General features: G+C 69.0%; 11 protein-coding genes. 8 read left to right on the top strand and 3 right to left on the bottom strand.

Features of this window, described 5'->3' with window-relative positions:
• Positions 1-142: 142 nt before the first annotated feature.
• The gene (gene dnaA, locus JOD46_RS01745; RefSeq protein ID WP_204391192.1) at positions 143-1,657 is read right to left on the bottom strand and encodes a chromosomal replication initiator protein DnaA; all 1,515 of its coding nucleotides are present in this window, start codon (positions 1,655-1,657) and stop codon (positions 143-145) included.
• 407 nt (positions 1,658-2,064) lie between these two features.
• On the opposite strand from dnaA, the gene rpmH reads away from it, so the two are divergent.
• The 6 genes from rpmH to rsmG are packed head-to-tail and all read left to right on the top strand — an operon-like array spanning position 2,065 to position 5,271.
• On the top strand, positions 2,065-2,202 hold the full coding sequence (gene rpmH, locus JOD46_RS01740; RefSeq protein ID WP_204391190.1) for a 50S ribosomal protein L34: 138 nt from the start codon (positions 2,065-2,067) through the stop codon (positions 2,200-2,202).
• A gap of 8 nt (positions 2,203-2,210) precedes the next feature.
• Positions 2,211-2,597, top strand: a complete 387-nt coding sequence (gene rnpA / locus JOD46_RS01735; RefSeq protein WP_204391188.1) for a ribonuclease P protein component — start codon at positions 2,211-2,213, stop codon at positions 2,595-2,597.
• A 1-nt stretch (position 2,598) separates the two neighbouring features.
• Positions 2,599-3,105 (top strand): membrane protein insertion efficiency factor YidD, encoded by a 507-nt coding sequence (yidD, locus tag JOD46_RS18995; RefSeq protein ID WP_204391186.1) that lies wholly within the window; start codon positions 2,599-2,601, stop codon positions 3,103-3,105.
• Positions 3,106-3,114: 9 nt separating this feature from the next.
• Positions 3,115-4,086, top strand: coding sequence for a membrane protein insertase YidC (gene yidC, locus JOD46_RS01725; RefSeq protein WP_204391184.1), 972 nt, complete (start codon positions 3,115-3,117; stop codon positions 4,084-4,086).
• Between the two features lie 4 nt (positions 4,087-4,090).
• Positions 4,091-4,588 carry a Jag family protein gene (locus tag JOD46_RS01720; protein ID WP_204391182.1) on the top strand — a complete coding sequence of 166 codons (498 nt, stop codon included), beginning with the start codon at positions 4,091-4,093 and terminating at the stop codon, positions 4,586-4,588.
• Positions 4,589-4,617: 29 nt separating this feature from the next.
• On the top strand, positions 4,618-5,271 hold the full coding sequence (gene rsmG, locus JOD46_RS01715) for a 16S rRNA (guanine(527)-N(7))-methyltransferase RsmG (protein ID WP_204391180.1): 654 nt from the start codon (positions 4,618-4,620) through the stop codon (positions 5,269-5,271).
• A 1,803-nt stretch (positions 5,272-7,074) separates the two neighbouring features.
• Here rsmG and JOD46_RS01710 read toward each other — a convergent pair.
• Positions 7,075-7,923: a DUF4166 domain-containing protein gene (locus JOD46_RS01710; RefSeq protein ID WP_239562527.1), complete on the bottom strand. Its 849-nt coding sequence runs from the start codon at positions 7,921-7,923 to the stop codon at positions 7,075-7,077.
• A 2,192-nt stretch (positions 7,924-10,115) separates the two neighbouring features.
• Between JOD46_RS01710 and JOD46_RS18415 the strand changes: the two genes are divergently transcribed.
• Complete coding sequence (locus JOD46_RS18415) at positions 10,116-10,988, top strand: ParA family protein (RefSeq protein WP_239563010.1); 873 nt, start codon at positions 10,116-10,118, stop codon at positions 10,986-10,988.
• On the top strand, positions 10,988-11,962 hold the full coding sequence (locus tag JOD46_RS01700) for a ParB/RepB/Spo0J family partition protein (protein ID WP_204391178.1): 975 nt from the start codon (positions 10,988-10,990) through the stop codon (positions 11,960-11,962). Before JOD46_RS18415 ends, JOD46_RS01700 begins: the two co-directional genes overlap by 1 nt.
• Positions 11,963-11,985: 23 nt before the next feature.
• On the opposite strand, the gene JOD46_RS01695 is transcribed toward JOD46_RS01700, so the two are convergent.
• The gene (locus tag JOD46_RS01695) at positions 11,986-12,945 is read right to left on the bottom strand and encodes a D-alanine--D-alanine ligase family protein (protein WP_204391175.1); all 960 of its coding nucleotides are present in this window, start codon (positions 12,943-12,945) and stop codon (positions 11,986-11,988) included.
• Positions 12,946-12,956 lie beyond the last annotated feature (11 nt).

The following is a 12,956-nucleotide window of genomic DNA, read 5'->3' as shown; positions in this document are numbered from 1 at the left end:
GTCCGCTCAGGTGGTCGCCGAACGAGCCGGACGTCCGCATTCCAGTGGGCCGGGCGGTCGGCCGGCGAGGATGGAGCGGAACGATCGAGCTGGCACGTTCGGCGGCGCCGGCGGCGCCGGCCGCGCCATCCGCTCTCGGATCTCAGCGGTAGCGCGAGGTCTGCTTGATCCGCGCCGTGAGCTCGGTGACCTGGTTGTAGATCGAGCGGCGCTCCTTCATGAGCTCCGAGATCTTCTTGTTCGCGTACATCACCGTGGTGTGGTCGCGGTTGCCGAACAGCTGGCCGATCTTCGGGAGGCTCAGGCTCGTGAGCTCGCGGCAGAGGTACATCGCGATCTGGCGCGCGGTCGCGACGGCCTGCGAGCGGCTCGAGCCGTAGAGGTCGTCGACCGTGAGCTTGAAGTAGTCGGCCGTCGCGGTGATGATGTCGACCGGCGCGACGACGTTGTCCGAGTCATCCGTGATCAGGTCCTTCAGCACCGTCTGCACGAGCGGCATGTCGACCGGCGTGCGGTTCAGGCTCGCGAACGCCGTCACGCGGATCAGCGTGCCCTCGAGCTCGCGGATGTTGCTCGAGACCTTCGAGGCCATGTACTCGAGGATGTCGTCGGGCACCTGCAGGTGCTCGTTCTGCGCCTTCTTCCGCAGGATCGCGATGCGCGTCTCGAGGTCGGGCGCCTGGACGTCGGTGATGAGGCCCCACTCGAAGCGGCTGCGCATGCGGTCCTCGAAGCCCGTGAGGTGCTTCGGCGGCACGTCGCTCGTGATCACGACCTGCTTGTTGTGGTCGTGCAGCGTGTTGAACGTGTGGAAGAAGGCCTCCTGCGTCTCGGCCTTGCCCTGCAGGAACTGGATGTCGTCGATCAGCAGGATGTCGATGTTGCGGTAGCGCTGCTGGAACAGCGAGCCGCGGTTGTTCGCGATCGAGTTGATGAAGTCGTTCGTGAACTCCTCGGAGGAGACGTAGCGCACGCGGATGCCCGGGTAGAGGCTCATCGCGTAGTGGCCGATGGCGTGCAGGAGGTGCGTCTTGCCGAGGCCCGAGTCGCCGTAGATGAAGAGCGGGTTGTACGCCTTCGCCGGCGCCTCGGCGACGGCGACCGCCGCCGCGTGCGCGAAGCGGTTGGACTGGCCGATCACGAAGCTGTCGAAGGAGTACTTCGGGTTCAGGCGCGCATCGCGCGGCCGGTCGGGGTTGGTCGTGTCGAAGATCGGCGCGGGCGAGGCCGGTACGTCGATGCCCGGTGCGCCCGCGGTGCCGGCCGAGCTCCCGACGCCGTCGACGGATGGCGCGAGCCCGCCGAGCCCGCCGGCGCCCCCGAGCATCGCCCCGCCCACGCCGGCGCCCAGGCCCGAGGCGGCGGGCGGCTCGGGCTGGCGGGACCCCTCGAGTTCGGGATTGACCACGACGTAGAAGGAGGTGACCGGCGACGGCGCCTCGATCGCCGTCATCGCCGACAGCAGCGACACGCGCATGCGCTGGTTCAGCATGCTCGCCGTGAAGTCGTTCGGCACCTCGAGGTAGAAGGTGCCCGCGGCGATGCCCTTCGGCTCGACCAGGTTGAGGAAGCCCTGGAGCATCGGCGTGATCGCCTCATCGTCCGACAGCCGCTCGAGGACGGTGGCCCACGTGTCGGAAATGGGCTGTTCGGTCATCGCTCCCCGCAATCTTCAAGGCACCGTCATGCGCCGCTCGTCGCTCCCCCGAACGACAGGCGAGCGGCCCGAGGTGTGTTCACAACGTTCTCCACCGCCTGTGAGCGAGGACGCGAGAAGCGCGGAATTCCGGCGCACAGGCTGGGGATAACTGGTCTCACACGCTAGCGAATCGGGCAGCCGCCGACAAATGCCGATGCACGGATCGAACGCGGCCCGGCGTGTCGTTCCGGGCACGAAACTGTGGATCGGTGCAGAATGTCCGTCCGGAGTGCGTCCCGGTTTGACCGCGGCATCCGCAGGCCGTAGTTTTAATCAGTTGACCGCAGCCCTTTCGGGCACCGAGTTTTCCCGTCGGCGCACCTGTGACGCGCTCGCACGCGGAGATCCCAAGCCGGAGAAGAAGAATGAGCAAGCGTACCTTCCAGCCGAACAACCGTCGCCGCGCCAAGAAGCACGGCTTCCGCGCCCGCATGCGCACGCGTGCCGGTCGCGCCATCATCGCGGCCCGTCGCTCCAAGGGCCGCACCGAGCTCTCCGCGTAAGTTCCTCGGTGCTCGCCAAAGCCAACCGCATCACGAGCGCCGATGACTACCGGTTCATCGTGCGCCGTGGTGCCAAGGTCGCCGGTGCCCACACCGTGAGCTACCTCCGCTCACGGGAGTCGGGCACCGACGCGCGCTTCGGCTTCATCGTGTCCAAGAAGGTCGGCACGGCGGTGCGGCGCAATCTCGTGCGCCGCCGGCTCAAGGCCGCCTCGCGGGAACTGGTCGACGACGGCCTCGCCTCCGTCGACGTGGTCGTGCGTGCGCTGCCCACGGCAGCGGCGGCGAGCTACCCCGATCTGCGGGCGGATGTCGCGTCCGCGATCTCCGCGCGCGGTCGACGCGCCGTGCGCGCCGATGCGGGTCCTGCCCGAGCCGCCACGGAAGACGGCTGACATGCGAGACGTCGCCTGGTTCGTGTGGCTCCTCCCTCGCAACGTCGGCGTGCTGCTGATCCGCGCCTACCGCGCGATCGTCTCCCCCCTGTACGGCGACGTCTGCCGGTACTACCCGTCATGCTCGGCCTACGGGCTGGGGTCGGTGCAGCACCGTGGGCTGGTCGTCGGTTCGGCCCTCACCGGATGGCGCATCCTGCGCTGCAACCCGTGGTCGGCGGGCGGGGTCGACGACGTGCGGATGCCCAAGCGCTTCCGCTTCCACGTGACCCGCTTCGGCTTCGTGATCCCGGCCGGCTGGGCCGGCACGAGTCGTCGAGGCGGCCGCCACGTCGAGTCCGTCGACCCGACGTCTCGCCGGCACGAGCCTGCCGCAGCCGATGCGCACGCCGGTCACTCCCACGCGGATCACTCGCACGCGTCCGCCGCGGTCGACGCCGCCGCGTCATCCGGAGCCCTCGACATCGCGGGCACCCAGAACTCCCCCATCACGTCCCGGAAGGACTGATCCGCCCCAATGGACATCTTCAGCATCATCCTGTGGCCCATCAAGTGGGTCATCGAGCTGATCCTCGTCGCGTTCCACTCGTTCTGGGACTTCCTCGGCCTGGACCCCGACGCAGGCCTGACCTGGGTGCTCTCGATCGTCGGCCTCGTGCTGGTCGTCCGCGCGGCGCTGATCCCCGTGTTCGTCCGCCAGATCAAGAGCCAGCGCCGCATGCTCGAGGTCGCGCCGCAGCTGAAGAAGATCCAGGACAAGTACAAGGGCAAGAAGGACCAGTTCTCGCGCGAGGCCATGTCGCGCGAGACGATGGATCTCTACAAGCGCACGGGCACGAACCCCCTCTCGTCCTGCCTCCCGCTGCTGCTGCAGATGCCGATCTTCTTCGGCCTCTTCTCGGTGCTCAACGACGCTCAGCACGACAAGCCGGGCGTCGGCCCGATGACGCAGGAGCTGGCCAATTCGTTCGCGAACTCCGAGTTCCTCGGTGCGCCGCTGAAGTCGACCTTCATCGGCGAGTGGAACCTCATGGTCGCCGGCCAGCCGTTCAGCATCAACGTCATGATCATCGCCCTCACGATGATCGTGCTCATGACGGCGTCGCAGTTCATCACCCAGCTGCAGATCGTCTCGAAGAACATGTCGCCCGAGACCAAGGCGAGCCCCATGTTCCGTCAGCAGCGGATCCTCCTCTACCTGCTCCCCCTCGTGTTCGCGGTGTCCGGTGTCGCGTTCCCGCTCGGCGTGATGTTCTACTGGCTCGTCTCCAACTTCTGGACCATGGGCCAGCAGTTCGTGGTCATCCGCAACATGCCCACGCCCGGGAGCGAGGCCGCGAAGGCCCGCGAGGCGCGCCTTGCGAAGCGCGGCAAGCTCGTGGTCGAGTCGCCGTCCGACGAGGGCGATGACGTCGCGAAGAAGCCGACGACGACGCAGCGCCAGCAGCCCGTGAGCAAGAATCGCGCGAAGAAGCAGAACAGGAAGTGACCCGATGACCGACGTCCAGCACGACGCCGCGACCCGCACCCTCGCCCAGCTCGAGGAGGAGGGCGACATCGCCGCCGACTACATCGAGGAGCTCCTCGACATCTGCGATCTCGACGGCGACATCGACATCGATGCGCGCAACGGCCGCGCCTACGTCTCCGTCCATGCGGGCGACGGCGCGAACCTCACGCTGCTCTCCCGCCCCGAGACGGTCTCGGCGCTCCAGGAGCTGACCCGACTCGCGGTGCAGACCAAGACCGGTGTGTTCTCCCGGCTCATCCTCGATGTCGGGGGCTCTCGCGATGCCCGCCGGGACGAGCTCGGCCGTCTCGTCGCTCGCGCCGCGGAGCGGATCGACGAGGGCGCGGCCGAGGCCGCGCTCCCGCCCATGTCGTCGTACGAGCGCAAGCTCGTCCACGACCTCGTCGCCGAGCGCGGGTTGCACTCGGAGTCCCGCGGCGAAGGCGCCGAGCGGCACACCGTGATCACCCGCGTCGGGTGAGTGCCCGCGCTCGACGTTTCACGTGAAACATGACTGACCACTCCCCCAGCTGGCGTGCGGCGCTCGAGCCGGAACCGCCGGCCGCGTTCGTGGTGTTCGGTGAACATCTCCCGAAGGCGCGCCGATTCACGGAGAGCCTGGCGCGCCACGGCGAGGAGCTCGGCCTCATCGGTCCGCTCGAACTCCCGCGTCTCTGGACTCGGCACATCGTCAACTCGGGCCTCGTCGCGCCGCTGCTCCGTCCGGGACAGGTCGGCGACGTCGGCTCGGGCGCCGGGCTTCCCGGGATCCTGCTGGCGATCGCGCGTCCCGATGTGCACCTGACGCTGATCGAGCCGATGGAACGCCGCGTCGCGTGGCTCAACAGGCAGGTCGAAGAACTCGGACTCGACAACGTCGAGGTCGTCCGCGCCCGCGCGGAGGAGGCGAAGCTCACGGGCCGACTCGACCAGGTCACCGCACGCGCCGTGAGCGCGTTGCGCACCCTGATCCCGATCACCGCTCCCCTTCTGCGCGCCGGTGGCGAGCTGATCCTGATGAAGGGCGGCGGAGTCGAGGGCGAGATCGGCGCCGCGGAGAAGGTGATCAGGAAGTACCGGCTCGAGGACGTCGAGGTCGTCATCCTCGGCGAGGGCGTCGTCGATGATGTGACGCGGGTCTTCCGAGCACGCATCCCCGCGTAGCCGCGCACGCCGCTCCCCTCTCGGCGACGCCGCCGGACGACGGCGATGACGAGCGCCCAACTGCGTCCGTCGGCGACCGACGGCGGCCGCCGGTGTGGTCGAACGTGTGATTCCACTCGGCGGTGAGGTCTGCCCAAGACCCCGGCCCCTGCCCGAATGACGGTTCGTCTGGCGCGCCCTGACCCTGCTGCGGGAAGCTCCATCGGCCGCGATCGGACGGGTGGTGCCGTGACGCAGGCGCGAGCGTCACGGATGCCGACCTTCGAAGGCCGTCGGGAGTACGACCGATGCGTCGGACCGGGTGCGGTGTCACATGTCGGGTCAGATCGCGTCGTCGGCGGACGATCCTACGCGGTCGGCACGGGATGTCGGTCGGCGGCGCTCCCCGAATCGATCGCGCGCTCGCTGCGACATGGAATTCCCGACCCGATCGCGGTGGAGACGACTCACGACGTCGTGGACAGCCGGCCGTTCCGAACGGACTGTTTGATCTGCGCGCCGTTTGACGTGGAACGGTTCGGGCCTGCCTCCGGATCGGTGCGGCCGTCGCGACGGGCCCAGGGCCCCGCGGCCGCTTGCCCCATTCAGCTTCGCACGGATACTCGGTTCCTCGGATTTCTCGGAACGATCACTCGAAACGAGACGGTCGGCGTTCAAGGTGCGCCCGGTATGGCCGTGAGCGCACGGTCCGCGATGTCTCACGTGAACCGGCATGTCCCTCCGCACGGGTCGCCTCACGTGTCCACGACGGGAGACGTCCGACGGCTGCTCCGCGACCTCTACGCCACCCCGTTGGGGGCGTGCGACGCGTGCCTCCTTCGTTCGTCTTCTCTCAGGTGCCCCGTCCCGGCGTGACTGAGACCGAGCTGGCCTTGGTCGACTGTCGACACGGCCATCTGCGCGCGTGGCCCGTGCTTTCGCGTGAAACGCCGTGGTCCGACCTCGAATAGTCCGTCGTGCGTTCCCGCGGCCCGAGACCCGCCGCGTCGCTGGCCCACGTTCGAACGCGCTCGTGTGCTGGTCCGCGATGGAGGCCGTCATGTGGCCGGCCAGACCGATGTGTCTGAGACCACATGCCTGCGAGCGCCGCTCTGACGTCACTCCCACGGACTGTCGAAAGTGCACGAAGCTCCGCGATGTTTCACGTGAAACACCCCGGCTGCCCTACGCGGATCAGACTCACACCGTCCCTCCGGCGCTGCGCCACCGGCGCTGCGTCCTCGCCGCGCCGCTCTGACGTTCACACACACACACACTCGACTGCGCACGGAGCGACGCGATGTTTCACGTGAAACACTCCGCGTGCCCTCCGCGGGTCCGGCTGCCCTCCGCGGATCAGAGTCACCGTCCCTCCGGCGCTGCGCCCTCGGCGCTGCGTCCTCGCTCGCCGCTCTGACGTTCCCACACAGACACTCCACTGCGCGCGGCCGCGATGTTCACGTGAAACACTCCGCGTGCCCTCCGCGGGTCTGGCTGCCCTCCGCGGATCAGACTCACCGTCCCCCTGTCGCTCCGGCCCTGTCGCTGCGCCCTCGCCGCGTCACTCTGACGTCACCCCCAGAGGCCGTCGGAAGCGCACTGAGTTCCGCGAGGTTTCACGTGAAACACTGCGCTTGCCTTCCGCGGATCCGGCTCCCCTCGGCGGGTCAGACTCACACCGTCCCCCCGGCGCCGCCCGCGCGGCGCTCCGCACCCGTCGCTCCGCCCTCGCCCCGTCGCTCGGGCTCGACCCCGGAGTCCGCACCGCGGCGGTATCGTCGTGGCCGATCGGCTCCCTGAGTGCGTCCAGGCGACCGGCGCGCATCACCAGGATCGGCGGTTCGGGTGGCAGTGCGGAACGACGCCCGCCGAGCGTCGCGTCGACGCTCCAGCGCTCAGTGCGCGGGCGAAGATCGGCGGTCTTCCGACGTTCGACGTGATGCGGTCCGCGACGGCATCGGCATCCCCGAGGGCCCGCTGGCCGCCGATCCCCGCCGGCTGCTCAGGTGCGTGCTTCGTGCCGAACCGGTTTGAGCCGCACTGGCGCGTCCCTCGCCGGAATCCATTCGCACGTGAAACTCCCGCGGTAGCCGAACACGAAGCCGAATCGTTCATGCGCACATCCAGCGCGATGTGGAACCGCGCGGTCTCCTCGTCGTAGCGCTCATGCAACGTGGCGCGCCCGGTGAAGAGCGGAGGGAATCTGAAGCCGATCATCCGTTCGTAGAACCATTGAGCGCCGGATCTCAGCCGGAGTGAGCCATCGTCATCGACTCCCAGCTCGAGATCGACGGCGAGGTGCTGGTGCGTGCCCAGATAATCGACGATGCGACCGTCGACGAGGATCATCGTCGCATCGAACCGTCGCCGCTGCGCGCCGATGGTGTAGCCGCGCACGAAGGTGATCGTCTCACGACCGAGCGGGTCGAGGTACGGGTAGTTCTCGATGGTGAACGGCACGTCGGTACCGATGTACGGGATCAGGACGTTGCGCAGCCGACCGAGGTGGAGGAACGGCACCGTCCACCACGGCCCGCGCCGGATCTCCGACATCACTCCCCGTCCGATGCAGGCCTCGCCGCGGTCCAGGCCCACCCCGAAGCGGCGCTGGAGCATGGGGTGCAGCCGTTCGAACTGATCGGAGCCGAGCGCTCGCTCGAAGATCGAGGTCATGACGACCGCTCCGGGTCGGCGAGCCGTGAGAGGGTCGTCGGCGCGGAACGGAGATGGTCGTCGCGTCGCCGACCGCCATCCGGTGCTCGCCGACACCGCGACGCTCGCGGTCGATCCTGGCGCCAGAACCACGTCGCGCTCACCAACGGCCATCGCTCAGGCTCCGGGCCGCCCTCGAGCCAGATGCGAAGGCGGTCGAAGCTCCACGCGGTCGCCCACCCCAGCAGCGGCCTGACCATGAGATCGAACGCGCCCCATCCGGCGCGATAGTCGTACCCCGTGATGAAGCGGACGCCCTCGGGCCCGGGTTCGTAGCGCCAGTATCCGCGACCGGATGCAATGGGAGACCAGCGGTCGGGAGTCGAGAAACGCAGCGCGGACGTGCGTGCGCCATCAGGCCGGTCGATCTCCCCGATGCTCACACCGGTGCCCCGGACCGTGTGGAGAGGGGTACGCCGAACGTACTCGAACCGCTCTGCGCCATCCGCCGTCGGGCCGGTCGGACGGATCTCCGAGAACCGGAGGTCCCAGCGGACGTGCTCGGTCGGGTCACGGGTGACCGCCCACACTGTGTCGAGGTTCGATCGGATGAACGTCTCGACGTAGATGCTCCGGGACGCCATGCCCGGAGCCTACCCGGTCGGGTGGTGGTGGAGGACGGCTGGCCCTCGGGGCTGAACCGACCGATCACTCGCGGTGGATGCGGCTGGGGCGGCGGCACGAACGCCGGTACGGGTGGATCTCGCTCCATCCCGAGCGCCACCATGCGCGACGTCCGGCCACCGCGTCGCGTGATGCTGTGCCTTCAGGCCGCGTCGATCTCGGCGGCGAGCCGACTCGCGCCCGCGCTCCGTGGCGTCGCTCGTCGTCGGTCCCGTACGGTCGTTCGGGCTCAGTTCGCCGCACGCCGAGGTCACGAGCCGGCGCACGCCCGACGACGTGGTCGCACCGTATGCCGCGTCGATGACGAGCGCAGTGCCATGAGCCCGTCGTCTGAGGTCCCTGGCACAGTTCGGCCGCCCGCGCGACTTCGTTCGCGGCGCGATGTTTCACGTGAAACGCTCGAGATCGTTGGGCCACCCCGACGTCGATGTTTCACGTGAAACTCCGCCGACTCCTCCCGACCGACTCCTCCTCCACGATCGCGGGATGGCGAAACTTCGGTCCGCCCCCCGGCCGACGTGATGCCCGACGGTTAGGCTGGGATGTCGAAGATCGCCGCCCATCGAGCGGTGAAGTCGAGGGGTCGGGAGTGCGGTATGGCGAATGGCGGGGGGCGTGGCTGGTTCCATCGGAGGAAGCCTCGACCCGAACCCGAGCCCGCCCGCGAACCCGAGCCCACCAGGCTCGAAGCGTTCGAAGCGCAACAGGCCGCCGAGACCCGGTCGAACACCGCACGACCCGCCGGCGCATCCCCCTTCGCGCCCGCGAGCGACTTCGACTCGATCCTGCGGCCCCCGTCGTCAGGGACGGAATCCGTGGTCGCCGCCGAGCCCCCACGACCGACGCCTGGAGCGAGCGGGTCCAGCCGGGCAAGCGATTCGGATGATGCGCGATTCGCACCGCCCACTGTGCAGGCTCACGCCGGGCGGACCGTCGATGCCGAGCGCGCCCCCAGCCGGTTTCCCGCCGCTGAGCCTGCCGCGCGACTGCCCGCGGGGGCCGGCACCGATGCGGTGACGCCCTCCGCGGAAGCCGAGCCGCCGCAAGTCCCCGCATTCGACTGGGACGCGGCCACCGCAGCGGCGCTCTCCGATGACCCCGATCACGGCCTGCCTTCTGGATCGGGTACCTCGTTCCCGCACAGTGATCCGGACAAGCTCCTCGAGGACATCATCCGAGAGATCGTGGGCGACGCCACCGCAGAGACCGTGTCGAGCCTGCACCAGCCTCGTCAGGAGGAATCGGCCGAGTCCGTCGAGGCCTCGTTCCGGGCACGCGAGCGCACGCCGGTGTCCAGAACCCCTGACTTCGACGGCGACGAAGAGTACACCGTCTTCGACGAGCCGGTCGAAGCGGCGGAGAGCCCGGGCGGCCGTGAGCTCGCCGCGGAGGAACCGACGAACGTGGTACGTTCCGAACTCCCACCCCAACCGGCACCGGTCGTCGACTCTCCCGTCGAACCGCCGACTCCCCCGCACGCCCCCGCCGATGTTTCACGTGAAACGCCCGAGTCATACGGAGGAACTCCACTGGCCGATCAGCTTGCCGACGAGACACGTCGGCGACTCGCTCTCGACGAAGCAGTGCTTCCGCTCCCCGCGTCGACGCGCATCTTCACGATCTCGAACCAGAAGGGCGGCGTGGGGAAGACGACCTCCGCCGTGAACCTCGCTGCGGCGCTCGCCCGCACCGGCGCTCGCGTCCTCGTGATCGACCTCGACCCGCAGGGCAACGCGTCGACCGCCCTGGGCGTCGAGCACCGTTCCGACCAGCAGAGCGTCTACGAAGTCCTCGTCGGCGACCTGCCGATCGCCGAGGTCGTCCACCGTTCGACCGAGCACGAGAACCTGGATTGCGTACCGGCGACCATCCACCTCGCGGGCGCAGAAATCGAACTGGTCTCGCTCGTCGCCCGTGAGCAGCGACTCCGCCGGGCGCTCGATGCGCATCTCGCGCAGATGGAGTCGCCCTACGACTACGTGTTCATCGACTGCCCGCCGTCGCTCGGACTGCTCACCATCAACGCGTTCGTCGCGGCGCGCGAGGTCCTGATCCCGATCCAGTGCGAGTACTACGCGCTGGAGGGCCTCTCGCAGCTCCTCAGCAACATCGAACTCATCGAGCGTCACCTCAACCCCGACCTTCGGCTCAGCACGATCCTCCTCACCATGTACGACTCGCGGACGAACCTCGCCCAGCAGGTCGCCCAGGAGGTTCGGGATCACTTCCCGACCCAGACGCTCGAGACGATCATTCCCCGGTCGGTGCGCGTCTCGGAGGCCCCCAGCTACGGTCAGAGCGTGATCACGTACGACTTCACGTCGAGCGGCTCGCTCTCGTACCGCGAGGCGGCCGCGGAGATCGCGTGGCGAGCCGCATCCGAACAGAAGGAGTCCGACTGATGGCGACGAAGCGCACGGGGCTCGGCCGCGGCATCGGTGCCCTGATCCCCACGACCGAAGAGGCCCCGCGCGCGACGCGGCCGGTCGATGTCTTCTTCAACGAATCCGACGCACCGAAGACGGCGATGGCGGCGGTCGAGAATGCCGCGGATGCGAACCTGGTCACCGTGCCCGGCGCCCACCTCGCGCGGCTGAATCCCGACGACATCGTTCCGAACGCCCAACAGCCCCGCAGCGTGTTCGATCCTGACGACCTCGCCGAGCTCGTGCACAGCATCCGGGAATTCGGCGTCCTGCAGCCCATCGTCGTGCGGCGGCACCCCGAGGAGCCCGGCAAGTTCGAGCTGGTCATGGGTGAGCGTCGGCTCCGGGCCACCAAGGCCGCCGGGCTCGACACGATCCCCGCGGTCATCAAGGACACGGCCGACGACGCTATGCTCCGGGACGCCCTCCTCGAGAACCTCCACCGCTCGCAGCTGAATCCGCTCGAGGAGGCGTCGGCGTACCAGCAGCTCCTCGCCGACTTCGGCATCACGCAGGAGGAGCTCGCGTCCCGCATCGGCCGATCGCGGCCGCAGATCTCGAACACCCTCCGCCTGCTCAAGCTCCCCGAGACGGTCCAGTTGCGGGTCGCCGCGGGCGTGCTCAGCGCCGGCCACGCACGCGCCATCCTCGCCGCAGGCGACCCGGAGGCGATGCAGCGGCTGGCCGACAAGATCGTGAACGAGGACCTGTCCGTCCGCGCAGCGGAGGCGATCGTCGCCGAGACGCCGAAGCCGGGACGTGCGAAGCCCGCAGCCGGCAAGCGTCAGGAGTTCCTCGACGACCTGTCGACCCGGCTCGGTGATCGGCTCGACACGCGGGTCCGGATCAGCCTCGGGTCGCGGAAGGGCCAGATCAGCATCGACTTCGCCACGGTCCAGGACCTGCGACGCATCCTCAACGAACTCGGCGAGGACCTCGAGGGCATGTGACCCGCTGAGATCCCGCGCGCTCGTCAGCGGGTGCGGGAGATCGCAGCGCGGACGAGCGCGTCGTACACGCTCGCGGCATCCGTCTCGGACGCCTCGATCGCGAGCGGGACGAGCGAGGTCTCGGTCAGCCCGGGAAGGACATTGGCCTCGAGGAACCACGGCGTTCCGGCGTCGTCGACGATGAGGTCGACGCGGGAGAGGTCGCGCAGTCCGAGAGTCCGGTGTGCGAGCAGCGCGGCCTCCGTCGCGCGGGCGACCGAGTCCGCGTCGAGCCGGCAGGGTGCGAAGAACGTGGTCTCCCCCGCGTTGTAGCGTTCCTGGAACGAGTACACCCCGGTCGACGGCACGATCTCGACCGCCGTGAGCGCTCGCGGCGCGCCATCATCCTCGACGACAGCGATCGCGAGTTCCGTGCCGACCACGCGCCGCTCGACGACCGCGACGTCATCGTAGGTGAACGCGTCGACCATCGCGCGAGGCAGCTCCGTCGGGTCCTCCACGATGGTCACGCCCTGCGCGGACCCGCCCGATGCGGGCTTCACCACGAGGTCGCCGTCGAGTGCGTCGCGCACGACGCGCAGCACGCTCGCGGCGCCGAGCTCGCGGAACGCCTCGTGCGAGAGCACGATCGACTCGGGCACCGCGACGCCGGCTTCCGCCACGAGCGACGTGGCGATCGGCTTCGACCAGGCACGTCGCGCGGCCGCTCCGGTCGAGCCCACGGTCGGCACCCGGAGGGCCGCGAGCAGCTCGAGCAGCGAGCCGTCCTCCCCGCTCGACCCGTGCAACGCGGGGAACACGACGTCGGGGCGTCGTTCGGCGAGGTACGGCAGCAGGCCGGCGTCGGGATCGAGCAGCTCCACGCGGTGCCCCGCCTGGGCCAGCGCGTCGGCCACGCGTCGTCCGGAGCGCAGCGAGACATCCCGCTCATGCGAGATCCCGCCCGCGAGCACGACGACGAACAGGCCAGTGGATTCGCTCATGATCAGGGGTT

This window comes from Agromyces aurantiacus (genome assembly GCF_016907355.1).
In the GTDB taxonomy this organism is placed as follows: Bacteria; Actinomycetota; Actinomycetes; order Actinomycetales; family Microbacteriaceae; genus Agromyces; species Agromyces aurantiacus.
Note: the sequence above shows the minus strand (reverse complement) of the source record. Positions and strands in the feature narration are given on the sequence as shown.

Coding starts and splice junctions, on each gene's coding strand:
- dnaA (WP_204391192.1), bottom strand. CDS start 1,657: ATGACCGAACAGCCCATTTCCGACACGTGGGCCACCGTCCTCGAGCGG.
- rpmH (WP_204391190.1), top strand. CDS start 2,065: ATGAGCAAGCGTACCTTCCAGCCGAACAACCGTCGCCGCGCCAAGAAG.
- yidD (WP_204391186.1), top strand. CDS start 2,599: ATGCGAGACGTCGCCTGGTTCGTGTGGCTCCTCCCTCGCAACGTCGGC.
- yidC (WP_204391184.1), top strand. CDS start 3,115: ATGGACATCTTCAGCATCATCCTGTGGCCCATCAAGTGGGTCATCGAG.
- JOD46_RS01720 (WP_204391182.1), top strand. CDS start 4,091: ATGACCGACGTCCAGCACGACGCCGCGACCCGCACCCTCGCCCAGCTC.
- rsmG (WP_204391180.1), top strand. CDS start 4,618: ATGACTGACCACTCCCCCAGCTGGCGTGCGGCGCTCGAGCCGGAACCG.
- JOD46_RS01710 (WP_239562527.1), bottom strand. CDS start 7,923: ATGACCTCGATCTTCGAGCGAGCGCTCGGCTCCGATCAGTTCGAACGG.
- JOD46_RS01700 (WP_204391178.1), top strand. CDS start 10,988: ATGGCGACGAAGCGCACGGGGCTCGGCCGCGGCATCGGTGCCCTGATC.
- JOD46_RS01695 (WP_204391175.1), bottom strand. CDS start 12,945: ATGAGCGAATCCACTGGCCTGTTCGTCGTCGTGCTCGCGGGCGGGATC.